We start from the raw sequence: 25,211 nt of genomic DNA, 5'->3' as shown, positions 1-25,211 counted from the left end.
GAGCGGCTAAAGCGGGCTCACGGAAGCACTTCGCCGTCAAGGATGCGTTTATAGAGTTCCAGATAGGCCTTTGCGGCTTTCTGGATCGGAAATCTTTCGGCTGCCGATTCACGGCATGTTCGCGCGGAAATGCTGTTGATCTCATTGAGACCGTGAGCAAACTCGTCATCGGTTTCGAAGAAACGCCCGCTGTCTGCATCGACCGTTTCGGCAAGCGCACCGCACGGAGTGGTCAGCACAGGCGTTCCGCACAGCATTGCTTCGACCGCCGCCATGCCGAACGGCTCTGCCCAGGAGATCGGGTTAAGGAAGGCGTACGCCTCGCCGAGCAATCGGAGCTTTTCCTCGCCATCGACAGTGCCGTGGAAGCGGTAGCGCGGCGATAAGCTCTTGAAGAACAGAGACTCTTTCCGGGTTTGGCTGCGCCCGAGCAACTTCCACCTCGAGCCACCCGCGATATCGAGCTCGAAGTTAAATTTCTTCGCCAGATCGACGGCCCGGTTGAGGCCCTTCCCGGCCCTCGCGATACCGCCCAAAAACAACAGCCGCTCACCTTTCCGATCTGCCAGCCGGTAGGCATCCACAGGGAAACCGTTGTAAACAAACGTTTCTCGATCATGATGATGCGCGTGACTGGCGCTGACGAAGCTGTAATTTTGCCCCTTTCTCGGGGCGTTTGGAACATAGCCGTGCAGAGTGTAAAGCGCACGATACGGGCTTTCTACATCATACCAGCCGTTGAAATGCACGATGTCAGTATTGATAGGGATCGCCCCCAGACATTCCACTACTGACGCGGCCTGCCGGACCTCGCAACGCGGATGGGTGGAGCCCACTCCGGCAATCAGTGTGATTTTATGTCCGAGAGATGCGAGTGCGCTGGCGAGCCAATCGATTTGCCGCTGGGTGCCGCCGTAGCCTCGACAGGGAATTTTGCCTTGCACTGCAATAGTAATATGCATGTTCCAACGTTTAGACCGTTGCTCACATTTCGCAAGCTAGGCCCACGCTCTCAAAACGAGTTTCCAGCTAGCGTTTGTTATGTCGTTAAAACCTGTTCCAGCCTTGTTGAGGACTTTAAGTGCGCCAGCAGCATTACCAATCCGTACATTCAAATTGGTGGCATCTGGCACGATGCTAATAGCCTGAGCGGTCGCATCAGTTGTATTGAGAGATGGGTTAATGGGTATCTCGTCACCAACCGAATACCCCGAATTAGCCGTAGTACATTGAATGAAGGCCGCATAGAGCTTCGGCTTCATCCCCAGCCCATGAGCCAACGTCAGCGACCCGCCGGATGTGATGGTCTGTTGCGGGCTTTCATAAAACTTCTGAAGCAACGCCGTGGACGACTGGACATAGCGTGCATCCTGTTCGGCCTGCGACCATTGCAGCTTGATCCATCCTCCCCAGGCACCGCCAGCCTGCCTGCGCCGCCATAGCTTTTGGTCTGCCGCCGTAGTGTCGTTGACGAAATCATGCACCGTCTGCGTCCGGTAGCCAGTGCTTCCGTGCGCTTCCACAAACCCCAGGAACCAATTTACGCCGTCTGGCGCATTAGCCGCCGCCGAGGCCATATACCAGCCATTGTCCAGGGCGTTGTTCCAATCGGTGATCGTCTGCGCGACGACACCAAGGTTGGGTCGGCTATCAAGTTTCAGATCAAACCCAGCCTTGACGAACCCCGTTGTAGCCAATTGCGTGGTATTCGTTCCAGGCGCTGCGGTCGGCCCCGTTGGCGTCCCGGTGAATGTCGGGCTGGCCTTCGGCGCCAGGCTGGACACCGCGATCCCACTATCCTTCCCCACCTTGCCCGTCGTGCCCGCGAAAGTGACAATATTGTCGGTTGCCGAAGACGCAGGCCCCAAAAAATCTCCTACTCCCGTCCCGTCGGCGCCTCTGTCGCCGGCACGGTCGAACATCAGCCAGATGCCGTTGGCCACCGTCGGCAAAGTGCCGGCGCCGCTGACATAGGCGAGCGTCAGTTTGCGGTAGCGCGTCGCCGCCATCAAATCGTCGCGCAGCTTGACCACATGGCCGTCCTTGCGGTGGTAGAGGCGAAACTCCTCGAACCAGGGCAGCAAGGTCGAAAACACCTTGAAGCGGCCGGACTGCATGCGGTCGAGCATTTCCATCAGCCCGGCCTCGACCGAGACCGAGCCGTCGGCAAAGCGGGCGTGGCCGGTGAGCATGTTCAAGCCGTGGGCGGCATATTGCCTGGCGAGCGCCGTGCCCGCCCCTTCCAGCGTCTCGCGGCGGCCGTCGCGCGGCCAGGCCCAGGGCAGCCATTCGCCCCATGGCTTCAGCGCCAGCACCTGCATGGCCGGCGTCTGCTGCGAGGCCCGCGCCGCCTTGGAGATATAGACGACATCGGCCTCCGTATCCCAGGCCAGCTCGACCGCGGCCGACGGATGGTCCCAGCCGAAATCGAGCGCGCCGATCCGCGGCCAGTAGCGCGGCAGCCGGAACGGCTCGCAGGCGATCAGCTCCTCGGCAATCGGAAAGATGCGGCCGGATTCCAGCACCGGAACGCCGCGCGCCCGCGCCTCGCGCTCATGTTCGGGATAGGCGGCGACGATCGCGGCGCGCTCGTCAGGCGAATAGTGTTCGACGTCGTCTATGGTCATGAAGGTGACGTGACGGGTCATGCAAGCATGCTCCAATAGAGTGTGGCCATTGATACCAGCGCTCATCAATGCGAAGCTGACCCAAGACTTGGGGGAACACATGATTCGGATTGCAATCGTTGTCGGCATTGCCGCCAGTGCATCGGCATGCACCAGCCAGGCGAATGTTCCTTACGATACTAGTAAAAAAATCTGCAGAACCCGTACCGATCCAGGAACAGGGTTCAAACGCGAGGTCTGCGTCCCCGACACTCCCAATCAATCCTGTATGCTCTATATATATCAGTATACCGGTCGAGAGAAAATATTGTGCGGCCCATTAACGCGCAAATCGCCAACCGCCGAAGGTCGTGCCAGGCAACTTGCCGGCACCAAATACCCCTGATTCGACTTATCAACTGGGTTTGATGCGGATCACCTTTGGCGCCTGCGCATCCATGAACATGTAGCACCTGCCAAGCAGCGCCTTTTTGCCGAGCTCATCGAACACATTCTGCCCCAGCGGCGTGATCAGCACCTCGCCCGTAGCCAGCCCATCCTGGTGGCGGGCCTCGATCTCTTGCCAATGCGCATTCGCAACGTCGGAAAGCACGACATTGAAGGCTGGATGATTGTAGCTGACCAGCACGTTGCCATCATCCATGTCAGACGGCTTCATGTCCGGGTGATAGTTGTAAATCATGGCAAGCGTCTGGATGGCGGCCATGGCTGCCGCCTCATCGGACAGGCCGGCTTCCGTCAGCACGCAGGTGCCGTTTCAAGGATGGCAAAGTCACGGCCTCTGTCGAAGTAATAGCCGAACCGTTCCTCGATGCGATCGATGGGTTGTGAAAACGAGGGTCGCCATTTGGGCACCTGGGGCTTTGATACCTCAGCACCACCCGCCGGCGACACGACAAGCGAAGACAAACCGCCTGTCAATACCTGCCGCCTGTTCATGGACTTGGTTCCTCGACAACCTGGCCACCAGTCTAGTCGCGGTTCGCGATTCCGCAACGCGCCGAAACGGGAAAGCTTCGCTCTCATCTTTTCCTTTATCGCTTTATGCGGTAGGTCTTGCCGTGCATCGGCGACATCGATGCGTCTGGGCTGGTGCATTCTGCGCGGCCTGTACTCTACGCGGGTGGGACAGCCACTCTTTGCCATGACAGATCTATTCGAGGCGATGCGCCTGTCCGCCGAGGACAGCGAGGTTGCTCATCTTTTTTTCAGCGAAGGCGGTAAGATCCTGCTGCCACTCGGCAAATCGACAAATGCCATGACAGGTCAGGAGATGCTGGAGCGGCTGCTGTCGTCCCCGCATGATGACGATGGCGCGCTTGCCAACGACCTTCTCGGCGAGCTCGGCAAGACGGTGCCGTTGGAAAGCCTTCGTCTCCTGCTGACATCTGCCAATGCTGAGACGCGAGCGGCGGGTGCGTTTATTGCCACCTTTCAAAACCAGAACATAAGTTCGATGGTGGGTGAGCTGGCCGCGCTGCTTGGGGACAGCAACCCGCGCACGCGCTTCGATGCCGTGGAGTCTATCTTGCGATGCAGTACGCGGAACGATGGTCAGCATCTCGCGCAGGCGTTGTTTGCCCTTGATGATTATCACGATGGTGTACGCATGGGAGCCGTCAAATTTGTGCGCTTTGCAAAAGACTGGCAGTTAAAGCTTGCGCGTCAGCACGCCGCGTTGCTCAGGCCGCAAACGCCGTTTTCGGCGATCGCCGATATCTCCGGGCAATGGCGAGGTGATGCATCAGGCATGATCCGTGCTATGCTCGACCATTCAGAGCCGGTAGTGCGCCGTTACGGCTTGGGGCTGGCCAGCCGGGCGAGGTTGGTCGTTGTTGACGCGTTCGTCGAATGGGCGCAGGCGTCCGCCGATCCTGAAATCAGCAAACTGGCAACCGATTGCATCGAGCACAACCAGATATCGCACCACGCCGTATGGCAATCATCGTTGCCGGCAATCGCCTGAGGCACCGCTGATCTCGGGGTCAAGATAGCGACGTGACAGGACGTAGAGCCTGCCGAACTGATTCAAAGTAATGTCGTATGATGTTGTCCGCGCACGATATTTGCGCCGGGCGTGGCGGTTCTTACCTTCTCCCTTTGTGGGGTGAGAAGCGGTCCGCGTGGCGGACGAAAAGCCAATTGCTTGGCTTTTCGAGCTTCGAACGCCCTGAGCCTGCGAAGGGCCGGGTGGTGGCCGATCCAACCTGCCGGGTCCCCGCTGCTCCGCAGCGTCCCGGCGTTCGCCGGCCTTTCGTCGTGCCACTGGCACGACGAATTCGCTTCGCGAACCAGCTGCTCACCCCACAAGGGGGGAAGGGAGAACCTCCTGCGCCGTCAAGAACCGCAGCACCACGTCGCTCATGCCAAGCAGCGGCGTAAACGTCACCATGGTGATGCCGCCCGTCGCGTTGGTGCGGGTCAGGCCTTCGGAATAGATATCGAGCGGCGGCTCCTCGTCGAACCAGACGCCGTGCAGGGTTTCGCCCTGCCACTTTTCGCGGCCCTTCTCATAGCTCTTGAACGACAGCACCGATTCATCGGCCTGCACGTCGCCGCCGCCGCCCCAGCGCACCACGATGCTGTCGAGCGCGCCCGGCGCGCCGCGGCCCATCGTGGTCTGGCGGATGGCATCGGCGGGGATCATGCCGGTGCCCCATGCCGCCTGCTGCTGCGGCGGGCCGACCAGCACGCGCTGCGGGTTGTCTCGCGTGCCCTCGCCGGTCACGCCGGCAGCCCATAGCCTGACGGCGGCGTCGAAGGTCTTGCCCTGCCACCACGCGGGATAGCGGCCGGTGAGATGCATGGCCCATTCGGCGCCGCCGGCCCTGGTCTTGCCCAACTGGTTGCCGGCCATGAACAGACGTTCCCGGTTCTGCGCGCCGGCGGCGTGAAACTGCGCCTGCCTGGGATAAGGCCGGTAGGCGGCAAGCTGGTTAGTCCTGCGCCTGCGGTCCAGCTCCTGCAGCAGCGCCAGATAGTGGCGGCGCGTCTTCAGGCTGGTCGCCAAACGGCCCGAGGACGGCTTCGAGGCCACGGATGCGGCGGCGGATCTCGTCATCGCTCAGGGCTTCCAGATTGTCAGATGAAACATGCAAATCCTTGGCCAGATCCTTGGGTAGCACCGATTGCACGATCTTCAGATACTGGTCGGGCTTGTCGGCCCGGACCGCGGCAATCACGCCGGCGCCATGGGCGCTGAAATCGGCGCGAACCGCGTCGAGGAAATCATCGCCAAGCGTCTTCTTCGTCCGCTTCGGCTTGGCAGCGGCGGCAGTCGCCTTGCGGCCAGGGCGCGCACGCGGCGCCGTCCGGTCAGCCATGATCCGAGATCCCGGCGGGCTCGGCGGTAGGTGCCTGTTTCGCTGGCCGCTTGATCTTGCCGGACTTGATCTTGCCGGACTTGCGCCGTGCCGATTTTGGCCCTGACCGTGTTGGGGCGGCCTTGCGGGCTGCATCAGCGGCCGGCGCGTGGCGCTTTCCGGCAGACGCGGCTTTCAGGCTTGCCCTGGCGATCGCCCTTGCGTCGTGCGCGCCGCGCGGAAAGCCGAAGCCGCCGATGGCATCGACAGGACCACCGCGAACCATGCCGATCAGCACGCCCGGCACGACCGGCTCGATACGGCCGATGCGCGCCTGCGGGGCAGCGCCCTCGAACACGCCAATGGCGCTGACGACCTCGCGGCCGTCATCGTCGGTGATGATGGTGGCATAGCGGTTGGACAAGGGAGGCCTCGCGGATAAGGCAGAATGAACCGAGGATAGCGTTCCTTCACGCCCCCTCTGTCCTGCCGGACATCTCCCCTCAAGGGGGGAGATTGGCAGCTCCAGGGTCGCGACCAATTTGCAGCGCTGACGATTGGCGAAAGCAAGGCGGCAGTCCGATCTCCCCCCGTGTGGGGGTTGAGGAGTGGTCCGCGCAGCGGACGGAAAGCCAATTGCTTGGCTTTCCGAACGACGAACGTCCGGCAGGCCAGAGGGGGGCTGTCCCGCCGACATCCGATATCCGCACGTTGTGGGCATCAGGAACACAAAACCCGCCTTGTGGGCGGGTCGGTGACGCAAATCAGCACCATGGACAAATTATAGCAAAGCTGCCCTCACCCGTCAATGCAAAAAAGGAACTAATTCCTACTTCGGTCAAAGCCGCGTCTTGGCGCGGCCGCGCATTGCGCAAGGGCAGCATCGATGGGATGCTGGGTCTCGTCGGAGAGCGCACAATGAGCGATGTGACCAGTCACTATGGCAGCGGCGGCATCGTCGAGCGCATCCTGGCGGCTGTGCCGGCCAAGGCCGGCGGCCTCGCGGCCAAACAACTCTATCCGTTCGACCAGCTTCATGGCCGCGAGCTGATCGCCACGCAGGACCATGCCGCGCGTCTTACCCCCTCCGCCACCGATCGGGTTCTGGACATCGGCAGCGGCATTGGCGGCCCGGCCCGGTTTCTGGCCGAGACCTATGGATGCAGCGTCGACGGCGTCGACCTGACGCAGGCGTTCGTCGAGGCATCCCGCCGATTGACCGAGCTCTGCGGCCTAGGCGACAAAGTGCGTTTCCATGAGGCCGATGCGACAAGGCTGCCTTTTGCAGACGACACATTCGACGCGGCAATCTGCTTCTATGTCGGCATGAATATCGCTGACAAGGCGGCGGTCATTGGGCAAGCGTGGCGCGTGCTGAAGCCGAAAGCCAGGCTTGTCTGGACCGAGGCGGTGCTAGCGGACGGCGAGCCTTACTATCCCTTGCCTTGGGCGGTGTCGTCGGCGGCCAGCCATCTTGTCGACGGCGAGACCCTGAAGGCTCTGTTTGCTTCAGCCGGATTCCGGGTCGACGATGTCATCGACGAAACCGGCGATCACGTCGAGCTGGCGTTGAAACGGGCAAATCCCGGCCTCGTGCCCTCGCCCGCCCAGCAGCAGGCCAATGAGATCGTGCTCGGCGCCGAGTTCGTGCGTCGGCGAAAAAACTACATAAGCAGCCTGAGCGAGGGAAAACTCGCGTCACTGGCCGTTATTGTTTCCAAGCCGCATGAAAACCCGCCTCAGCGGCGGGTTGCTGGCGCAAATTAGCACCATGAACAAATCGTAGCATAGCTGCCCTCACCGGTCAAGATATTTCAGGAAAGAATTCCTACATCGACATCGACCGGAGACTCGGTGATGTTAGCGCTACCACATCCGGCGTCAAGTCATATGCATATGTTCTAAAGTGCCATGCCGTCGGCGGATGTTGTCTGATAATTTGCCCTTTGGCATCAAGGGGGCAAAAGAAGCCATGTCTGAGGACAAAATCCGAAATATAAATCTGACCGCCGACATCGTCGCGGCATTCGTGCGCAACAATTCAGTGCCGCCGGATAGCCTGCCGGCGTTGATCGAGAGCGTCAATGCAGCGCTCGCGGCCGTGGACAATCCCGTTGCTCCGCCGCAACCTGCGCCTGAGCCCGCGGTCAACCGCAAGCGCTCGGTGACGCCCAATTTCATTTACTGCCTGGAGGATGGCAAGAAGTTCAGGTCGCTGCGGCGTCATCTCGGCTCCGCCCATGGCATGACGCCGGAAGCCTATCGCGCCAAATGGGACCTGCCCGGCGACTATCCGATGACGGCGCCCAGCTACGCCGCCAAACGATCGGAGCTGGCAAAGGAGTTCGGGCTCGGCATCAGGACACCCGAGGCGCCGGCCGCCAAGGCGCCGGCCAAGAGCAAGACCAAGGCGTAAAGGCACGCCCCCTCCGTGCCGTACGCCTGCTGGAGGACGATCATGGTGGCCGGAGAGCCCAATGACGTTCGCGTGGAACGTGTCGACCGCCGCCAATGGGCGGTGCTGGTTGCCGAGAATGGCACGGTGACCCAGCATCTGTTCATGGCCCAGGAAGCGGCCGAGGAGTTTGCCGACGGCGAGCGGACAAGGCTCGGCCTTCCCGCCAGGCCGCCGGCGGCGGATCCGCTGGCCTGAACAGTCCTTCAACCGGCTGCAGGATACAAAACGCAGCCTTCGACAGGCCGTCTAGCGACTGGTCATTAGCTGGCTCTTATGGAATCATTCCAATCCAACTCGGGGGAGAGCGGGATGGACAAACCAGCCATGGCATCACTGTTCAGGATGCGGCATGCGCCAGCCACTGTTTCGGGCGTTCGCAGCGTCGGCCAGGGCCAGGCCGATCCGGTCGTCGGCAGAAGGCCGCTCGGCGACGCGATCCGCTTCGTCATCGACGCCCACCCCCATTACGACATCAGCGGCGTTTCGATCGCCTATGGCGACGGCGCCGCCCCGCGCCTCGGCAGCCGGGAGGTCAAGGCGCTGTGGGCCGAATATGGCCGCCGCTGGATGGAAGAGTAGCGCAGGCCATCGGCCGACGCCTATCGCTTGCATCCGCGTCCGGATCGTAACAGCGGCTCATGCGTTGAGCGTGAGCCAAATGGGAGCAACAGCAATGAACGTCGCCAATCTGCAACTCGAAGGCCTGCTGATGGCCGTCGCTTCGATCAATCAGGTGCTGGTGCGCAAGGGCCTGCTCACGGTCGAGGATATCGACATCGCGCTGCGCAAGGCCGAGGCCATCGAAACCGGCGAGGAGCGGTCCGACGGCATGTCGGAGTCCAACCGCGACGCCGTCAACTTTCCGATCCGACTGCTTGAACTGGCCAATCAATGCCAACCGGAGGCGGACATGCCGTCCTTCTCGAAACTGGCCCGCATGGTCGGCCAGATGAAGGAACCCTACAACGACCAGATGTGAGGCGGTCTGCCGACGCGGGGCCTCACCCTCGGCCGAGCTTCGAAGCCAGCACGCTGCCCGGTCCATGGACGGCGGCGAACAACAAGCCGGCGGCGAACGGGAAATGGGATATGAAGGCGCCGACCTCGGCCTGGTTGCCGGTCCAGTGCGACGGACCGTGGAAGGCAAAGCCGAGGAAGACCACATAGACGGCGGCGACCAGGGCAGCCGGCGTGAAGAATGCTCCGGTCAGCAAGGCGATCACCAGCAGCGTTTCGAGGATCGCGGCGCACCAGGCCAGAAACAGCGGGAACGGAAAGCCGGCGGCGGCGATGTAGCCGGCGGTCAAGCCCATATCCATGAACTTGAGGCCGGCGCCCATCGCGAACAGGGCGGCCAGGGTCAGGCGGGCGATGAGAATGGCCGCGGTCTGCCATGGCGATTGAACGGCTTCCATGATGTCCTCCAAGGGTTGCAACGGGTTTCGCCCCAAGGACGGGCGCCACGCCGCCGATCCTACACCAGCCCGCGAAATTCTTTCGCGGCAAAGCCGAACCTCGCAAAGGAGGCGCTTGCAATCCTCTTGCCGCGAGTGGCCGCTCAGAGCTTCGCCATCAGCTCCCGCCCCAGCCGCTTCGGCGGCTCGGCCCGAAGCACCACATTGGTCGTCACCGCGCCGTAGCGGCCGATGGCGTCGACGATGCTTTCGAGGTCGGGCGGCGACGGCACGACCACCTTGACCAGAAAACAATCCTCGCCGGTCACCCGCAGCACCTCGACCACTTCCGGCATGGCCGCGAATTTCTTCAGGCAGGTCTGGATGTGCTCATGCGTGGTGCGCAGGCGGATCATGGCCATGGTGCCGAGACCGAGGGCGGTGGGATCGATCGCGGCCCGGTAGCCGGCGATGATGCCGCGCTCCTCCAGCCGCTTCACCCGCTCCGACGTCGCCGGCTGGGACAGGCCGACGCGGCGGCCGAGTTCGGAAATGCCGATGCGGCCATCCTCCTGCATGATCTCGATGATTGCCATGTCGGTGGGGTCGAGCCGTGGCCGGTAATCGCCGTTTGCCATGAACACCTTCAATCCATCGGAATTCTTCGTCGCTTTCCGATGATCTCTCATTCCGCGAACAAGGAGAAGCCCTAGGATTGGGACATCATCTGCGGCGAAGAAACAGGATTTTCCATGACCGACTTCATCATTCTGCCGGGCAGCGGCGGATCGGGCGAGGCCCACTGGCAGACACGCTGGCAACAGGCCGACCCGGCGATGCGCCGCTTCAGCCCGGCAAGCTGGGAGCTGCCGGATTTCGACGACTGGGTGGCGGCGCTGGAAGTCGCGGTGTCACAGGCAAAGACCCCGCCGGTGCTCGTCGCCCACAGTCTCAGCTGCCTGCTGGTCGCGCATTGGCAGGCGGTGTCGAGCCGTCGGATCGGCGGGGCGTTTCTGGTTGCGGTTCCCGACCCGGCCTCGCCGGTCTATCCCGCTTACGGAATTCCCTTCGTCGATACGCCGCGCGGGCCGCTTCGCTTCCCCTCGCTGATCGTGGCCAGCACCGACGATCCCTATGATCCGAACGGTTATGCCCGTGAGAAAGCCGCACAATGGGGCAGCGAACTGCACATCGCCGGGCCGCTTGGTCACATCAACAGCAATAGCGGGCTGGGCGACTGGCCGGCGGGAATGGAGTTGCTGACGGCCTTCGTGAGAGAGAGACAGGCCGACCACGCAATCGCACCATAGACGCCCGAACCGTGCGCCGCGGGCTTGCCCCAGCTTGTCCCGCCAGCTATCTCTCGGGAGGGGCCTTTGTGAGGGAGCCTGCGAATGGTGTCCGTCCGATATCTGGTCCGCGATGTCGATCTGTCCATCGCGTTTTATACAAGCCATCTGGGCTTCGCGCTGAAGCAGCAATTCGGTCCGGCGATGGCCATCCTGACGCGCGGCGACCTCTCGCTCTGGCTCGCCGGCCCCATGGCGTCGGCAGCCAGGCCGATGCCGGACGGCCGGACACCCGAGCCGGGCGGATGGAACCGGTTCGTGCTCGAAGTCGAGCAATTGCCGTCAATCGTGACTGAGATGCGCGAGGCCGGCGTGCGGTTCCGCAACCAGATCGTCGAAGGTCCGGGCGGGCGACAGATTCTTTGTGAAGACCCGTCCGGCAACGTGATCGAGCTGTTCGAGCCCAGCTAGGCTTCGGCCGTCGCCTGGGCTTCGGCGCCGAGCTTTGCCGGGTCTTCCCAAGGCCGCTCGGCGTCTGCTTTGCGCTTCGGACAATCCTCGTAGTCATGCTCTCGCGAACCGCAATAGGAGCAGCATTTTGCCGGCGTGTCGGTTCGAAGCATTGTGGCCATGCACAAGAATGCACGAAAATTCATCCGGTTGCAGCAGCGTCTGCGACGCCGCTGCTGGGATGCGTGACCGCCAGCCTGGCGCCGCCCTCAATAGCCGCCGCCGAGGATCGGCAGAATCTCGGCGGCAGACATTGCGCGCGGCGCGTATTCGTCCGGCCTATATCAAAGTTAAATGCGGATGCTGGGCGTGAGGTGGTAGGTGATCGCGATGGGGGGACTCTCAACGCGCTCGAGGTGTCCCATGGACGTTCGAAATCTGATTGCCAAATTGTCAGCCGCGGTATTGCACCGCCGCGCCGCGTCTTCGCCGATACTGTTCAGGCCGATCCGCAACTCGCTCGCCGACATCCCGTTGAAGCCGGCGCCGCGGCCGCCTTATCGTCCGCATCGGCCGATCTGGCCGGCAAGCAACATGTAGCTCGCCGGGCTGCAACCAGTTTGTGATTTCCTCGTTTATGGCGATCCCGTTTTCAAGGAGGCAAGTGATGAGATCGATCCGGGCGAGACGCGAATGGTTTGGATGGTGAGCGCATGAGCCGTTTTCTGCCCCTGACGATCAGATTCGTGGACGGAAGCGCGATGACGGTGTCGTCGATCGCCGACGCCAGGAGGGCGCTAGGCGGAACATGGAAGAACAAGCAGACGGCGGCCTACAAGGCGGCCGACAGGCTGGTGGACGACGCGTTGAACGGCATTTGCCGCCCGGACATCGCCTTTGCCGCTTTCCAGAATGCCGCCGCCCAACAGGGCTTGCTGAAGCCGGCCAAGCCAAGTGCCGCCCTTGCCATGCTCGACGAATTGGCGTCGCTGGATGGGCATCGTTGAAAGACCGGCTGACGGATTGCCTGCGATGTCATGGCGAACGCCGGATAGCCTATCTCGGCTCGCGGTTCATGCTGAGATAAGTCGGGTCGAACTCGGCGATTTCCACCAGCTGCTGCCAGTCCAGAATGGTCACCATGTAATTTGCCCAGCCGATCACACCGATCTTGCGCAGCGCGCCGATGACCCGGTTCATGTGGACGACCGAAAGCCCAAGCACATCGGCCAGTTCCGCCTGCGACAGGGGAAGCCGGAAACTCATGCCGTTGGTCTGCTTGACGACCTGGAGCCGCACGAACAGCTCGCACACAAGATGCGCCAGGTGCGAAGTCTTGGACCGCCGGCCCATGGCCACGATCCATTCCCGATGGATGGCGCCATCGACGAGCGTGTCCAGCCAAAGCAAGCGGCTGAGATGAGGCGCCTGTTCGGTGATCGTCCTTAGCCGACTGTGGTCGGCGGCGATCACCCGGCATGGCGACAAAGCGATAATGCCATGGTCCATTGTCTTGAGCAGGAAGGCGTGCAAATCGACAAAATCGCCTGGCACCTGCAACGAGGTGAACTGGCGGCCGCCATCCTCCAGCACTTTGTAGCGCGCCGCCAGACCCTCGATGATGAGCGTGCTGTAGCCTGGCCTCGATCCCTCGGAAACGATGTCCTGACCGGTGGCAAAATCCATCTCGATGGTCATGGCGGCGGCCAGCAGCCCCTTTTCCTGCTCGGACAAAGCGTCATGCTGGCCAAGGTTGAGATAAAGCGGTTCTAGCATCGAGGATCCAGTTCGAGATTTCGTGGACATTGGTGGCCTAGCCAAACGCCGGAGATCGGGTGCGGTTGCAATCGGCCGGCACGGCGACGGCTCCTGGCAGTAAATCTGCTCAGGACACAGTCGCATGGAACCATGGGTGCGGGTTGGGATTTAATCCATGTCGCTCAAAAATGGCCCCGATTTTGAGACAACGACATGCATAAAAACACAGACCTGAAGCGCGTCGCCTGCGCCCTTTCAACCGCGACGCGCTTTAGCGTTCTCCAGCAGGGATGCTTGCACACATGGAACGGTTCTACTTCGACTTGTACAACGCCGAGACCCAGATTGACGAAGAGGGGCAGTTTTTTCCCAGCCGGGAGCGTGCGGGAGCCGAAGCGCTGCGCATATTGCACGATGTGGCGCGCGACGAGATTCCGGAGGGCGACCACCGGCGGATCACCGTCAAGATGCTGAACGAGAACAGGGAGCAGATATTCGAAGCGTCGCTGACCATGGCGTCGCTGTGGAGTTGAACTCGTCGACCCTGTCGAGGACTGTATGGAACCTCTTGCCCTCCCCTCTGTTTCCTAAGGAGGGGCCAGCGGCAGAAGCTGCCCGGCTGATTGACTGGAGGCATCTATGTCCTTGCAAAAGCTTCATCCCGAGCAGGTCGACGACACACGCAGGCTTGCCTATTCGACCTTTGCCCCGGCGCTGCTCGGTTCGCTCACCAAGCGTCTGGCGCGGTGTCAGGGCGTCAAGGAACTGGGCGCCCTCGAAAAGTCGCTCATCCGCCTGATCGAAGACTCTGATGTCGATGGGCCGCAAGCCGAGGCGATGAAAGAGTTCGCCATCGAGCTGGTGGTGTCGACGATATCGGAAGCCCGCGCTCACCCCGACACCAAGAGCGATGTGGAAGCCGTTGGCGAGCGCCGCGCCGAAGGCCGCTCCGAGAACCCGCAGACGCTCGAGGAGCAGTTGCAATCAGGGCTCGAAGATAGTTTTCCGGCCAGCGATCCGCCCGCCGTCGTCTCGACCGCCATTTCCGGCGCCTCGAAGGACCTTGTCGGCACCGACGAGGTGTTGCGCCGCAAGAAGGAGGCGGCGCAGCGAAAGCAGGAAAAGGCCGACGCCGGTTAGCCGGACAAGTCGCGCGAGCCCGAGGCGATGAGAAGCCGTCAGCCGAAGCGCTTTTCCGGCGACTGTCCGCTGGCCGGTGACTGTTCGCCGGCCCGCGCGACGATCGCCTCTAGCGGCTCCGGCCGGTGAAGCAGAAAACCCTGGCCATAGGCCACGCCCATGCCGCGCAAAATGTCGAGCGCTTCCTGCTGTTCGATCTTTTCGGCCACCACCGCGCAGCCGAGACTTTTGGCGATGCCCGCTATGGCCGAGACGATCTCGCGGTCGAAACGGCTTTCCGCGATATTCTCGATGAACGAGCCGTCGATCTTGATCTGATCGACCGGAAAGCGCCGCAAATATTCGAACGAGCTCATGCCGGCGCCGAAATCGTCGAGGCTGACGCGGCATTGCCGCTCGCGCGCCTTGCGCACGAACTGCTCGGCGGCGTCGAAATTGGTGACGGCCGCGGTCTCGGTGATCTCGAAGCCGATGCCGGAATGCGGCGCCCCGGTCTCGGCGATGACGGCGTCGACGAAATCCCACAGCAGCGGATCGCTCAGCGTCTGCGCCGACAGATTGAAGCCGAGCATGATGGCGCCTGACCGCATCGCCTTGCCATGCTGCGAAAGCGCTGTCCTGATGATCCAGCGGTCCAGCCGCGAGGCAATGCCGAAGCGCTCGGCGACCGGAATGAATTCGTTGGGCGGGATCAGCTTGCCATTGCGCCCGGCAAGCCGCGCCAGCACCTCGACATGGCGGCTCTCCTGCCAGGGCTGGCCGAGCAGATGGATTTCCTGGCCGAACAGTTTCAGCCGCCCGTCATCCATGGCGTCGACAGTGTCGGCGGCGACACGCGCAGCGTTGAGGCCGCCGGAGCCCGACGCCGCATCGGCCGAAAACACCGCGAAGCGATTGCGCCCGGCCGCCTTGGCCGCATAGCAGGCGTCGTCGGCGCAGGCCAACGCATCGGCAACCGTGGTGGTGGTGTCCTCGACGAAGGCGATGCCGATGCTGGCCGCGAGTTTTCGCGAGGTCACCGGCAGTCCGAGGTCGGCGTCACGGACCGCCGCAAGGATGGCGCCGGCCAGCGCCTCGGCCTTGGCCGGTTGGCAATTGGGCACCAGCAGCGCGAACTCGTCGCCACCGAGGCGCGCGGCACGCGCCGATGCCGGCAGGCAGCCCAGAATACCGGCGGCGACACCCTTCAGCGCCAGGTCGCCGGCGGCGTGGCCGGCGAAGTCGTTGAGCGCCTTGAAGTAGTCGAGATCGACGTAAAACACCGCCAGCGGCAAAGCCCGCTCGGTGGCGATGTGCACGGCCAGCAGCCGGTCGAAGGCGGCACGGTTCAAGAGGCCGGTCAGCGCATCGTGGTGAGCGGCGTAGGCGAGTTCCCGCTCGCGTTTCTTGTCCTCGGTGATATCGCGCACGGTGCCGAGAATCTGGCCCGCTGTCTCAGGCGCCGCGATGAAGCGCACCAGCGATTCGACATGGCGGATTTCGCCGTCGCGCCTGACGATGCGGTATTGCGCGGCGACGACGCCGTCGGTCGAAAGCGGCGCCAGATGGGCGCGCTCTGCGGCATCCTTGTCGTCGGGGTGCAGATAGGAATGCCAGAGGTCGGCGGCCACCTCGTCGGTGTCGGCGACCAGGCCGAATATCTCCCTGGTGCGGGCGTCCCAATAGCTCTTGTTGGCGTCGATATCGTGATGCCAGATGCCGGTGCCGCTGGCCGCCAGCGCCAGGCGAAAGCGCACATTGACCCGCTCCAGTTCGGCTTCCGCCTCTTTCTGCCGGCTGATGTCGGTCTGCACGCCCATCAGCCTGACCGGCTTGCCCGTCTCGTCACGCTCGACAATGCCGCCGCGGTCCAGCACCCAGATCCAGTGGCCGTCCTTGTGCTTGAGGCGCAGCTCGGTCTCGATCGAGGCGGTCAGGCCGGAAATGTGCCGCTCGCCGCTGGCCAGCGCCCGCTGGCGGTCGTCGGGATGCGTCAGCTTCAGCCAGAGGTCGTCGCTGTTGGCAAGCTCGCCATCCTCATAACCCAGCATGTGCGACCAGGTCGGCGAATAGAAACAGTCGCCGCTCAAAATATTCCAGTCCCATACGCCGAGATGAGCGCGTTCGAGCGCAAGCGCCCAGAATTCGCCGTTGCGTATTTTCTCTTCAGCCATGCCCTGGTTTCGCTCACTCCGTCGCCGCCACTATGCACGCAAGCAGAGAAGAAACCGTTACCGGGTGCGCCGCGCCCACAGTGCGGACAAGGCCTGCAATCGTGCCGGACCATGCCGTAAGGCGTCATCATGCGATTGGGGCTCGTCATGCCATTGGCGCCCTGATTGGAACCGCCCTGCCCGGGCCTGGCTCGACGATCCTTATCGCGCGGCGGCGCGCATTGTCCTCAAGGAGGCCGCGCAGTTCCTCGCGGCCGCGCGCGATGCGCGACATCAGCGTGCCGGCCGGCACGCCGAGCATCTCGGCGGCCTCGGCATAGGAGAAGCCCTCGATGGCGACCAAGGTCAGCGCAGCACGGCGGTCCGGGCTGATCGCCTGCAGCGCGTCGATGATCTCGCGCGCGGCGACGTTCTCCAGCTGGTCGGCGGGCGAGGCCTGCACCTCGCCGGCCTCCAGCGGCAGCATCGAGGCCTCGCCTCGCCGGTTCACCTTGCGCATCTGGTCAATGAACAGATGATGCATGATCGTGAACAGCCATTTTCGCGGGCTCTCTCCCGTCTGCCAGTTGTCCAGCCGCAGCAGCGCCCGCTCCAGGCAGTCCTGGACGAGATCGTCGGCGGAATCGCGGTCGCGCAGCAGCGAGCGCGCATAGCGGCGCAGGCGCGGGATTTCGTCGAGAATTGCTCTCTGCTTTTCGTCCATGACCTTTTGTCTTCGTTTCGGCATGCCGTTGCCGCAAAACCGCTGCGCCCCCGGGTGAGGACAGATTTGGCTGATCTGAAAAATTCCTCTGTTCATGCCTGTCGTCGGCTCCAAAAACGCTGGGCACTTTTGGGCGACAGGCATGACGCGCTCAGCGCGGCGCGGCGTCGATGGTGACCCGGTGTGGGTAGAAGGCGCCGTGGGCGCGAATCTCGGCCATCTCGTCGAAGGGCTGCTCATAGGCCCACATCGCGTCGTTGCCGGTTTCACCCGCCGGCAGCACGTTCCAGTAGCTGGAGTCGCCCTTGTAGGGGCACAGCGTCGACCGCTCCGTCTTCCTGAGCTTCCGGAAGTCGATGTCCTCGAACGGGATGTAGAAGGAGAAGGGATGGGGCGGCTCGGTCACCATTTTGGCTTTTGCCGAGGAAGCGATGATGGTGCCGTTTGCAAACACGACGACACGCCCGTTGAAGGGCTCGACGGTGATCACCTTGCCCGGATTGCGCCTGAAGCCGGGTGACGGGTTCGCATGCTGATCCATGACTGCTCTCCTTGTCCGCTGGTGGTTCGATGCCGGTCGACGGCGTCAGCTCTCACTGGTCACTGATGGGCCGGCGACAGCGGTCACACGCGACAGCTTCTGGCGCTTTTCGAGCTGTGGCTTTTCATAGGTCTACTTCATCGTTCTTCCTTTTCTGACGTCTGGCAGCCGGTCCGCGCGGCTGCCGGCCGTGGATCATGGCTCCAAGGGACAACAGGCGCATCTCCCGTCCGGCCGATGCGCCGCCGAAGAAATCCGGGCCAGCGTGGCAAGAACGATTCGCATGTGTTTCGCCGCGATCCGACGGCGGTGGATTTATCTCAGCCGGGACGGCCATGCTTGGGCCGGGCGGAACACGGTTTTGGCGAATGCGGCCCTGTCAGCACGACCGCAAGGCTTGGACAGGCGCGAACAGCTACCGGCGCGGCTATGGCGATGGCTGCTTGGCGCCGGTGCACGCCGCGAAATATCGATAATAAAGGACGACAGGTGAGACTCTACAAAATCAAGATGATTTGCCAGATATCTTCGCCTTTTCGGCACGAGAAGCAAAATAAATTTTCGACAGACGAACTTCCACTTCGGAAAAATGTCCATTTCATCTCTATTAACCAAATATTAACCAAAATTATCCGATACATACCGAAGTTATTCGCTGTCGTAATCCGAATCTAAGTTGTAATAATCATTGCACAGTTCGCTTCTGACATTACTGTATCGTTGATGTCTTGCGAAGCATGCAACGGAGGAGCTGTAGGAGTGAAATCCGGGTCAAGACTGTGTTGCGAGGAACGGTCTGCCCGACGGAGGAAACACGCATGAGATTGCTGAAATATGCGCTGCTGGCGGGAGCGTCGCTGCTTCCCATCCTGCCCGCGATCGCCGCGACCGCGACGGGCAGCATGAATGTCCGCATCACGATTACCGACGAATGCAAGGTGCAGACGGCGAGCGATCTCGATTTCGGCTCGCACGGTGTCATTGATGCGAATGTCGACCAGACCAGCACCATCAACGTGCAATGCACGACCGGCAAGTCCTACAATGTTGGTCTGAGCGCCGGAGCGGGCGCGGGCGCAACGGTTGCTGTTCGCAAGATGACCGGGCCGGCGTCGGCGACGATCGACTACACCATCTACAGGGAAAGCACCCGGACGCAGCTTTGGGGCACCACGATCCCCACCGACACGGTCGGCGGAACCGGCAACGGCGCCAATCAGCCGCTGACGGTCTACGGGCGTGTTCCACCGCAGACGACACCGGCGGCGGGCCTCTACACCGACACCGTTGCGATCACCATAACGTACTGACAATCGATACCAACACGAGGACGATCATGCGATCCATGCTTTCATGCATCGGAGCCACGGCTGTTCTGTTGCTGTGCACCGGTCTCTCACAAGCCGCTTCGCTCAGGGTGGCGCCGACAGGTCTCGAGCTGATCTCGCCCGACGCCTCGGCGGTTCTCAACCTCAGCAACGATGACCCCAAGCGGCCGATCAATGTGCAGATACGCGTCTTCGCCTGGAGCCAGGCTGGCGGGATCGAGACGCTGACGCCGACTACGGACGTCGTCGCCAGCCCGCCATCCACCAAACTCGGACCCAATGCCCAATACGTGGTTCGCGTCGTGCGCGTCAGCAAGGCGCCGGTGCGGGCCGAGGAAAGCTACCGCGTCATCGTCGACGAGTTACCCGACCCGTCGCGCAAGAAGGCCGGTACGGTGGCGCTCGCGCTGCGCTATTCGGTGCCGGTGTTTTTCCGCGACGCCGATGCGGCCGCGCCGGCAGTCGCCTGGAGTGTTTCGCGCAAGGGCGGCAGTCTTGTGCTGACAGCCAGCAATACCGGTGAAAGTCGTCTCCGCTTGTCCAACCTATCCCTGACCCAGAACGGCAAAAAGCTCGGCAACCGAAACGGGCTCGTCGGTTATGTCCTGGGCGGCGCGACCATGCAGTGGCCGATCGGCAGCGGCAAATCACTGTCAGCGGGCTCCGTGCTTTTGAAGGCACAGAGCGATCTTGGACCCTTCGATGCCAACGTTGCCGTCAAGGGCAAGTAGCGTCGCTGTCATCGTCGCGGTTGCGACTTTCACACCTTGCTTGGCGGTGCGTTCGCAGGAATTTCCGGCCGTGACGAACCTCGAACAGCCGGCTTCCGTTTTGCCAGCGGGCCGCAGCCTCTATCTCGAGGTGTTCATCAACGACGTTTCGACCAAGCTGGTCGGCAATTTTATCGAGATGCCGGATGGTGGGCTGGCGGCGGCGCCCCAAGAGCTGAAGGAGGTCGGCCTGAAACCGCCGGAGGACATAGCCGACGCCGGCGGCCTGGTCAGGCTCGACCAGTTGGCCGACGTTTCGTTTCGGATCGATGAGGTAGCCCAGCGCCTCTACGTCACCGCCGCCAATGACAGCCGCGAGGCGCGCATGGTGGATCTCGGCTTGCGCTTGCAGGACCGGCCGGCGCCGCAATCGGGCTTGGGCGCGGTTCTCAACTATTCGCTGTTTGCCAGCTCCAACACATTGTTCGACAAGGACGTCGAGCTGTTCCAAGGCGTTTCCGGCGGCTTCGATGCGCGCGTGTTCAGTCCCTATGGAACGCTCAGCCAATCCTTCATCGCCGGCTATTCCGACGGAAGGCTGGATGGCTTCACGCGGCTCAACACGACATGGAGCTATTCCGACCCCGACCGGCTGATGACCTACCGCGCCGGCGACTTCATCTCCGGTGGATTGTCGTGGACGCGTCCGGTCTATCTCGGCGGCATCCAGGCGCAACGCAACTTCCACCTGCGATCGGACCTGGTGACTCTACCCCTGCCCTCCTTCGGCGGCACGGCGGCGGTGCCGTCGACGCTCGAGGTCTATACGCAGAACGTGCGCACCTATTCCGGCGACATCCAGCCCGGGCCGTTCCAGGTCACCAATCTGCCGGTGTTCACGGGCGCCGGACAGGCGCAGGTGGTGCTGCGCGACAGCCTCGGCCGCGAGACCACGGCCACCTTGCCGTTCTATGCCTCCAGCATGCTGCTGCGCCAGGGACTGCTCGACTTTTCCGTGGAGGCAGGGATGGCGCGGCGCAATTTCGGCATCTCCTCCGACGATTATGACGGCCGCGTCATGGGGGTCGCCAGCGCGCGTTACGGCGTGACCGACCGGCTGACATTGGAAGCCCATGCCGAGGGCGGCGCCGATCTGATCAATGGCGGCATAGGTGCTGCCTTCCCGCTCGGGGCATATGGCGCGGCTTCGCTGGCGGTCGCCGGCAGCCATCATGACCGGCGCACCGGCTCGCTGGTCGATGCCAGTGTCGAATTCGGCTATGACGGCTGGGCGATCAACGCCCACATGCAGCGGGCCTTTGGCGGCTTTGAAGATATCGCTTCGGTGACGGCACAGCCGGTCATACTCGATCCCGATGATTTCACCCGTTTCAGCGCCGGCGTGCCGCGGGCGGTCGACCAGGTGACGCTCAGCGTGCCGATGCCGATCGACTTCTCCAGCCTCAACTTCTCCTATACCCACCTCAAGGATGCCGAAGGCGAGACCAGCCAGATCGTCGGCCTCTCCTATAGTCAGGCGATCTTCAAGCGCAGCACGCTCTATGCCACGGCCTTCGCCGATCTCGACGACGGCGACAGTTATGGCATCTTTGCGGGGATTTCGATCCCGTTCAATGACGACGTCATGGCGTCGACGGGTGTCGAGCATGGGCCTGACGGCCTCAATGTCGTGGCCGACCTCGCCAAATCGGAGCGGGCCGAGGACGGCAGCATCGGCTGGCGGCTGCGCACCTCCGAAGGCGAGGTTCCCAACCGTTCGGCAGCGGTGAGCTACCGCGCGTCGTTTGCGCGTTTCGAGGCCGGCGCCCAGCAATTCGACAAGGACTTTCGCGTGACCGGCCAGATGGACGGCGCCATTGCGGTCGCAGGCGGCGGGGTGTTCGCCACCAACCGCATCGACGATGCCTTTGCCGTCGTCGATGTCGGCACGCCTGATGTCGAGGTCTTGCATCAGAACCGGCCGGTAGGCAGGACCGACAGCAAAGGCCGCATCCTAGTCACCGGGCTCAACTCCTATGAGCTGAACACGGTCTCCATCGACCCGAAGAATCTACCAGTCGACGCGGATGTCCCGGCTACCAAGGAGACCGTCGTCCCAGCCGACCGCAACGGCGTCGTGCTGAAGTTCGGCGTGTCCGAGGCGGCGCAGGCCGCGCTGGTGACGCTGGTCGACTCGAGCGGAACGCCGCTCGAAGCCGGACTGTCGGGACGCGTCGATGGCGGCACCGAAGACTTCGTCGTCGGCTATGACGGGCAGGCCTACATCAAAGGTCTCGGCCGGCAGAATTCCGTGCAGGTCGAGCGCGCGGACGGCGGTTCATGCCGGGCAGAATTTCCCTTCGAGGCGGCGCGCGGCCGGCAGGTGGTGATCGGGGACGTGGTGTGCCAATGAGAGCTGAGGAAAAATGCTGCGCGCCGTAATCATCGCCCTGCTGCTTATGCTGCTGCCGTCGCTCGCCCGCGCGCAAAGCTGCAGTTACACCGTCACCAGTTTGAATTTCGGCCTCATCGACACGCTGTCGGGCACCGCGGCGACATCGACAGCCACCTTCACCGCGACTTGCAGCGGCAGTTTGCCATTGCTGCTGCCCGTCCTGGTGTGTCCGCATATTGCCGCCGGCACCGGCGGTGCAACCTCGGCGGCGGCCCGGCAGATGGCGAGCGGCGTCAACAGCCTCAACTATCAACTCTATTCGGACCCCGCAATGAGCGTTGTCTGGGGCACCCATAACTGGGCCTATGCCTCGCGCCCGCCACCGCTGCTGCTGAGCCCCAATCTCTTCGGCAACTCAACCGACACCCTGACGCTCTATGGGCGGGTTCCCGGCGGCCAGGCGACCGTCCCGCCGGGCACCTATCTGTCGACATTTTCGGGCGGGCAACTCGAGTTCCGCTCCCGGACAACCCTGTTGAGCAGCAGCTGCGACACCGGCGCGGGCAACTTGGGCACCAGTCCGACCTTCACCATCAACGCCACGGTCGCGGCAAACTGCCTGGTCGCCACCCAGAACATCGATTTCGGCTCCAAGGGCGTGCTCGACGCCAATGCCGATGCCACCGGCCAGGTTACGGTCACCTGCACCCCGTCGACCGCGTACACGGTTTCCCTCAATGGCGGCACGACAGGGGGCACACCGACCAATCGCAAGATGTCGAAGGGCGCCGAGAGGATCACCTACGGCCTCTACAAGGATCTGGCGCGCTCGCAGCCTTGGGGTGACGCCGGAACGCCGGGAAGCACGGTGGCCGGCACCGGAACCGGTACGGCCCAGGCGCTCACCGTCTATGGCCGCGTGCCGCCGCAGACGACGCCCTCGGCCGGCGTCTACACCGACACGGTGGTGGTGACCATCACCTATTGATCGCGGCCCGCCTCGCCGTTGGCCGGCGCCAACCAGCGCGCGTAAATCTCGCCGACGATGCCGCGGCGAAAGACCAGCACGCAGATCATGAAGATCAGGCCGGTGGCGATGGTCACCGGGAAGCCGGAGGTGGCGAGGGTGTTTTCCAGCCCGACTACCAGGCCGGCGCCGACTACAGGACCGACCATGGTGCCGATGCCGCCGAGCAGTGTCATCAGGATCACCTCGCCCGACATCTGCCAGGTGACGTCGGTCAGCGTCGCGAACTGGAAGACGATCGCCTTGGTGGCGCCGGCAAGCCCAGCAAGGGCTGCCGACATGACGAAGGCGGCGAGCTTGTAGCGGCCGACCGAATAGCCCAGCGAGATGGCGCGGTTCTCGTTCTCGCGGATCGAACGCAGGATCATGCCGAAGGGCGAGTTGACGATGCGCCAGACGGCGAAGACGCCGATGAGGAAGACGGCAAGCACGACGAAATACATGTTGAGCGTGACGTTGAGATCGACGATGCCGAACAGATGCCCGCGCGGCACGCCCTGTATGCCGTCCTCGCCTTCGGTGAACGGCGCCTGGACGCAGAAGAAATAAAACATCTGCGCCAGCGCCAGCGTGATCATCGAGAAATAGATGCCTTGCCGGCGGATGGCGAGGAAGCCCATGACCAGGCCGAGCACGGCCGCTCCGGCGGTGCCGAGCAGGATGCCGGCCTCGGGCGGCCAGCCCCATGCCTTGACGGCGTAGGCGCAGAAATAGGCGGCGGCGCCGTAGAAGGTGGCGTGGCCGAACGACAACAGCCCGGTGTAGCCGAGCAGCAGGTTGAAGGCGCAGGCAAACAGCGCGAAGCACAGCATCTTCATCAGGAAGATCGGATAGACGAAGAAGGGCGCGGCTATCAGCGCCAGTATGGCCAATGCCAGCAATACCCGCTCCAGCCGCACGGAGGCGGCGGTGCGCTGTTGGTGAAGGGTTGCCTCGCTCATCTCAGGCGTCCCTTCCGAACAGGCCGGCGGGGCGCAGGAGCAGCACGACCGCCATGATGACGAAGACGACGAGGTTCGACGCCTCGGGATAGAACACCTTGGTCAGGCCCTCGGCGAGGCCGAGCATGTAGCCGGTGACGATGGCCCCGAGGATCGAACCCATGCCGCCGACCACGACGACGGCAAAGACGACGATGATGATATCGGAGCCCATCAGCGGACTGACCTGGTAGACGGGCGCGGCGAGAATACCGGCAAGGCCGGCGAGCGCCGCGCCGAGCCCATAGGTGAGCGTCAGCAGCAGCGGCACGTTGACGCCGAAGGCCTGCACCAGCTCGGGATTTTCGGTCGCGGCGCGCAGATAGGAGCCGAGCCTGGTCTTTTCGATCAGGAGCCAGGTGCCGATGCAGATAATGAGCGAGGCCACCACCACCCAGCCGCGATAGTTGGGCAGGAACATGAAGCCGAGATTGGTGCCGCCGGCAAGCTGCGCCGGAACGGCATAAGGGTTGCCCGACACGCCGTAGTAGAAACGGAACACGCCTTCGATGACCAGCGCCAGTCCGAAGGTGAACAGCAGCCCGTAGAGCGGATCCAGGCGGTAGAGCCGCGACAGCGCCACGCGCTCGACCGCCATGCCGAAGACGCCGACGATGAGCGGAACCAGGAGCAGCGCCGGCCAGTAGCCGATGCCGAGATGGACGAGCAGCAGGTAACCGATGAAGGCGCCGAGCATATAGAGTGCGCCATGGGCGAAATTGATGATCCGCAGCAGGCCGAAGATGACGGCCAGGCCGAGGCTCAGCATGGCGTAGAAGGAGCCGTTGATCAGCCCGACCAGCATCTGGCCGAGCAAGGCCTGGACGGGGATGCCGAAGATCATGGTCATGGCGTCACCGATGGTGTTGCAAGGGGGATGCGTCTGTGCGCACGTACCCCACCCGGACCTTCGGTCCGACCTCCCCACAAGGGGGAGGTAGGGCGGTGGCCCTCCA

31 protein-coding genes are annotated in these 25,211 nt (G+C 62.9%); 16 read left to right on the top strand and 15 right to left on the bottom strand.

The annotated features are described in order from the left end of the window. Positions 1-17 precede the first annotated feature (17 nt). From NLY44_RS02835 to NLY44_RS02825, 3 genes are all read right to left on the bottom strand, one after another. The gene (locus tag NLY44_RS02835; protein ID WP_031201560.1) at positions 18-962 is read right to left on the bottom strand and encodes a glycosyltransferase; all 945 of its coding nucleotides are present in this window, start codon (positions 960-962) and stop codon (positions 18-20) included. Between the two features lie 36 nt (positions 963-998). After that, complete coding sequence (locus NLY44_RS02830) at positions 999-2,648, bottom strand: phage terminase large subunit family protein (RefSeq protein ID WP_023804971.1); 1,650 nt, start codon at positions 2,646-2,648, stop codon at positions 999-1,001. 373 nt (positions 2,649-3,021) lie between these two features. Beyond that, the gene (locus NLY44_RS02825; protein ID WP_155922511.1) at positions 3,022-3,333 is read right to left on the bottom strand and encodes a hypothetical protein; all 312 of its coding nucleotides are present in this window, start codon (positions 3,331-3,333) and stop codon (positions 3,022-3,024) included. A gap of 372 nt (positions 3,334-3,705) precedes the next feature. On the opposite strand from NLY44_RS02825, the gene NLY44_RS02820 reads away from it, so the two are divergent. Next, the gene (locus tag NLY44_RS02820) at positions 3,706-4,593 is read left to right on the top strand and encodes a HEAT repeat domain-containing protein (protein WP_023712570.1); all 888 of its coding nucleotides are present in this window, start codon (positions 3,706-3,708) and stop codon (positions 4,591-4,593) included. A gap of 333 nt (positions 4,594-4,926) precedes the next feature. Here NLY44_RS02820 and NLY44_RS02815 read toward each other — a convergent pair whose 3' ends face one another. Genes NLY44_RS02815 through NLY44_RS02805 form a run of 3 tightly spaced genes read right to left on the bottom strand, consistent with a single transcriptional unit; the run spans position 4,927 to position 6,353 of the window. Next, a complete protein-coding gene (locus tag NLY44_RS02815) occupies positions 4,927-5,664 on the bottom strand; it encodes a terminase large subunit domain-containing protein (RefSeq protein ID WP_245260097.1) in 738 nt (245 codons plus the stop codon). Next, positions 5,564-5,950 carry a hypothetical protein gene (locus NLY44_RS02810; RefSeq protein ID WP_023671450.1) on the bottom strand — a complete coding sequence of 129 codons (387 nt, stop codon included), beginning with the start codon at positions 5,948-5,950 and terminating at the stop codon, positions 5,564-5,566. The genes NLY44_RS02815 and NLY44_RS02810 overlap by 101 nt, the downstream gene beginning before the upstream one ends. Continuing rightward, complete coding sequence (locus NLY44_RS02805; protein ID WP_023671449.1) at positions 5,943-6,353, bottom strand: hypothetical protein; 411 nt, start codon at positions 6,351-6,353, stop codon at positions 5,943-5,945. The genes NLY44_RS02810 and NLY44_RS02805 overlap by 8 nt, the downstream gene beginning before the upstream one ends. Before the next feature lie 170 nt (positions 6,354-6,523). On the opposite strand from NLY44_RS02805, the gene NLY44_RS02800 reads away from it, so the two are divergent. From NLY44_RS02800 to NLY44_RS02780, 5 genes are all read left to right on the top strand, one after another. After that, positions 6,524-7,696 (top strand): class I SAM-dependent methyltransferase, encoded by a 1,173-nt coding sequence (locus NLY44_RS02800; RefSeq protein WP_245263747.1) that lies wholly within the window; start codon positions 6,524-6,526, stop codon positions 7,694-7,696. Between the two features lie 205 nt (positions 7,697-7,901). After that, entirely contained in the window at positions 7,902-8,345 is a 444-nt protein-coding gene (locus tag NLY44_RS02795) for a Ros/MucR family transcriptional regulator (RefSeq protein WP_023671447.1), read from the top strand. A 42-nt stretch (positions 8,346-8,387) separates the two neighbouring features. After that, a complete protein-coding gene (locus NLY44_RS02790) occupies positions 8,388-8,582 on the top strand; it encodes a hypothetical protein (RefSeq protein ID WP_023689866.1) in 195 nt (64 codons plus the stop codon). A 114-nt stretch (positions 8,583-8,696) separates the two neighbouring features. Next, positions 8,697-8,966 carry a hypothetical protein gene (locus NLY44_RS02785; protein WP_023804969.1) on the top strand — a complete coding sequence of 90 codons (270 nt, stop codon included), beginning with the start codon at positions 8,697-8,699 and terminating at the stop codon, positions 8,964-8,966. 94 nt (positions 8,967-9,060) lie between these two features. Then, positions 9,061-9,366: a hypothetical protein gene (locus NLY44_RS02780; protein ID WP_023671444.1), complete on the top strand. Its 306-nt coding sequence runs from the start codon at positions 9,061-9,063 to the stop codon at positions 9,364-9,366. A 22-nt stretch (positions 9,367-9,388) separates the two neighbouring features. On the opposite strand, the gene NLY44_RS02775 is transcribed toward NLY44_RS02780, so the two are convergent. Together NLY44_RS02775 and NLY44_RS02770 are read right to left on the bottom strand one after the other, a co-directional pair. Continuing rightward, a complete protein-coding gene (locus tag NLY44_RS02775) occupies positions 9,389-9,802 on the bottom strand; it encodes a DoxX family protein (protein WP_023804968.1) in 414 nt (137 codons plus the stop codon). A gap of 143 nt (positions 9,803-9,945) precedes the next feature. After that, positions 9,946-10,419 (bottom strand): Lrp/AsnC family transcriptional regulator, encoded by a 474-nt coding sequence (locus NLY44_RS02770; RefSeq protein ID WP_023693744.1) that lies wholly within the window; start codon positions 10,417-10,419, stop codon positions 9,946-9,948. A gap of 114 nt (positions 10,420-10,533) precedes the next feature. On the opposite strand from NLY44_RS02770, the gene NLY44_RS02765 reads away from it, so the two are divergent. Continuing rightward, a complete protein-coding gene (locus NLY44_RS02765; RefSeq protein WP_023804967.1) occupies positions 10,534-11,091 on the top strand; it encodes an RBBP9/YdeN family alpha/beta hydrolase in 558 nt (185 codons plus the stop codon). A gap of 84 nt (positions 11,092-11,175) precedes the next feature. Continuing rightward, entirely contained in the window at positions 11,176-11,541 is a 366-nt protein-coding gene (locus NLY44_RS02760) for a VOC family protein (RefSeq protein ID WP_023804966.1), read from the top strand. Here the strand turns inward: NLY44_RS02760 and NLY44_RS02755 are convergent. After that, on the bottom strand, positions 11,538-11,702 hold the full coding sequence (locus NLY44_RS02755) for a hypothetical protein (protein ID WP_023804965.1): 165 nt from the start codon (positions 11,700-11,702) through the stop codon (positions 11,538-11,540). The two genes, NLY44_RS02760 and NLY44_RS02755, sit on opposite strands and share 4 nt — an antisense overlap. A gap of 241 nt (positions 11,703-11,943) precedes the next feature. Here NLY44_RS02755 and NLY44_RS02750 point away from each other — a divergent pair, with 241 nt between their 5' ends. Both NLY44_RS02750 and NLY44_RS02745 read left to right on the top strand, forming a co-directional pair. Then, entirely contained in the window at positions 11,944-12,120 is a 177-nt protein-coding gene (locus NLY44_RS02750; protein WP_023671438.1) for a hypothetical protein, read from the top strand. Positions 12,121-12,233: 113 nt separating this feature from the next. After that, on the top strand, positions 12,234-12,527 hold the full coding sequence (locus NLY44_RS02745; RefSeq protein ID WP_023685943.1) for a DUF982 domain-containing protein: 294 nt from the start codon (positions 12,234-12,236) through the stop codon (positions 12,525-12,527). A gap of 49 nt (positions 12,528-12,576) precedes the next feature. On the opposite strand, the gene NLY44_RS02740 is transcribed toward NLY44_RS02745, so the two are convergent. Continuing rightward, complete coding sequence (locus NLY44_RS02740) at positions 12,577-13,296, bottom strand: Crp/Fnr family transcriptional regulator (protein ID WP_023671436.1); 720 nt, start codon at positions 13,294-13,296, stop codon at positions 12,577-12,579. Between the two features lie 284 nt (positions 13,297-13,580). On the opposite strand from NLY44_RS02740, the gene NLY44_RS02735 reads away from it, so the two are divergent. After that, positions 13,581-13,811 carry a DUF6894 family protein gene (locus NLY44_RS02735; protein WP_023804964.1) on the top strand — a complete coding sequence of 77 codons (231 nt, stop codon included), beginning with the start codon at positions 13,581-13,583 and terminating at the stop codon, positions 13,809-13,811. A 106-nt stretch (positions 13,812-13,917) separates the two neighbouring features. Further along, positions 13,918-14,418: a hypothetical protein gene (locus NLY44_RS02730; RefSeq protein WP_023689858.1), complete on the top strand. Its 501-nt coding sequence runs from the start codon at positions 13,918-13,920 to the stop codon at positions 14,416-14,418. A 38-nt stretch (positions 14,419-14,456) separates the two neighbouring features. Here the strand turns inward: NLY44_RS02730 and NLY44_RS02725 are convergent, their stop codons facing one another. The 3 genes from NLY44_RS02725 to NLY44_RS02715 all read right to left on the bottom strand — a co-directional run bounded on the left by NLY44_RS02725 (position 14,457) and on the right by NLY44_RS02715 (position 17,815). Next, positions 14,457-16,571 carry an EAL domain-containing protein gene (locus tag NLY44_RS02725; protein WP_023804963.1) on the bottom strand — a complete coding sequence of 705 codons (2,115 nt, stop codon included), beginning with the start codon at positions 16,569-16,571 and terminating at the stop codon, positions 14,457-14,459. Positions 16,572-16,716: 145 nt separating this feature from the next. Beyond that, complete coding sequence (locus NLY44_RS02720; protein ID WP_023804962.1) at positions 16,717-17,274, bottom strand: RNA polymerase sigma factor; 558 nt, start codon at positions 17,272-17,274, stop codon at positions 16,717-16,719. Between the two features lie 151 nt (positions 17,275-17,425). Then, on the bottom strand, positions 17,426-17,815 hold the full coding sequence (locus NLY44_RS02715; RefSeq protein WP_023804961.1) for a DUF427 domain-containing protein: 390 nt from the start codon (positions 17,813-17,815) through the stop codon (positions 17,426-17,428). 818 nt (positions 17,816-18,633) lie between these two features. Here NLY44_RS02715 and NLY44_RS02710 point away from each other — a divergent pair. From NLY44_RS02710 to NLY44_RS02695, 4 genes are read left to right on the top strand one after another with little or no spacing between them, the layout of a single operon-like run. Then, a complete protein-coding gene (locus NLY44_RS02710; RefSeq protein ID WP_023804960.1) occupies positions 18,634-19,125 on the top strand; it encodes a Csu type fimbrial protein in 492 nt (163 codons plus the stop codon). A gap of 26 nt (positions 19,126-19,151) precedes the next feature. Continuing rightward, complete coding sequence (locus tag NLY44_RS02705) at positions 19,152-19,874, top strand: fimbrial biogenesis chaperone (protein ID WP_023804959.1); 723 nt, start codon at positions 19,152-19,154, stop codon at positions 19,872-19,874. After that, positions 19,846-22,266, top strand: coding sequence for a fimbria/pilus outer membrane usher protein (locus tag NLY44_RS02700; RefSeq protein ID WP_023804958.1), 2,421 nt, complete (start codon positions 19,846-19,848; stop codon positions 22,264-22,266). The genes NLY44_RS02705 and NLY44_RS02700 overlap by 29 nt, the downstream gene beginning before the upstream one ends. Before the next feature lie 13 nt (positions 22,267-22,279). Further along, entirely contained in the window at positions 22,280-23,236 is a 957-nt protein-coding gene (locus NLY44_RS02695) for a Csu type fimbrial protein (RefSeq protein ID WP_023804957.1), read from the top strand. On the opposite strand, the gene NLY44_RS02690 is transcribed toward NLY44_RS02695, so the two are convergent. Both NLY44_RS02690 and NLY44_RS02685 read right to left on the bottom strand, forming a co-directional pair. Beyond that, positions 23,230-24,216 (bottom strand): branched-chain amino acid ABC transporter permease, encoded by a 987-nt coding sequence (locus NLY44_RS02690; RefSeq protein WP_023747796.1) that lies wholly within the window; start codon positions 24,214-24,216, stop codon positions 23,230-23,232. The genes NLY44_RS02695 and NLY44_RS02690 overlap by 7 nt on opposite strands. A gap of 1 nt (position 24,217) precedes the next feature. Next, positions 24,218-25,105, bottom strand: a complete 888-nt coding sequence (locus NLY44_RS02685; protein WP_023671423.1) for a branched-chain amino acid ABC transporter permease — start codon at positions 25,103-25,105, stop codon at positions 24,218-24,220. Positions 25,106-25,211 lie beyond the last annotated feature (106 nt).

Origin of the sequence: Mesorhizobium sp. C089B (assembly GCF_030323125.1) — a bacterium.
GTDB lineage: Bacteria > Pseudomonadota > Alphaproteobacteria > Rhizobiales > Rhizobiaceae > Mesorhizobium.
This window is presented reverse-complemented; position numbering and strand designations above follow the sequence as displayed.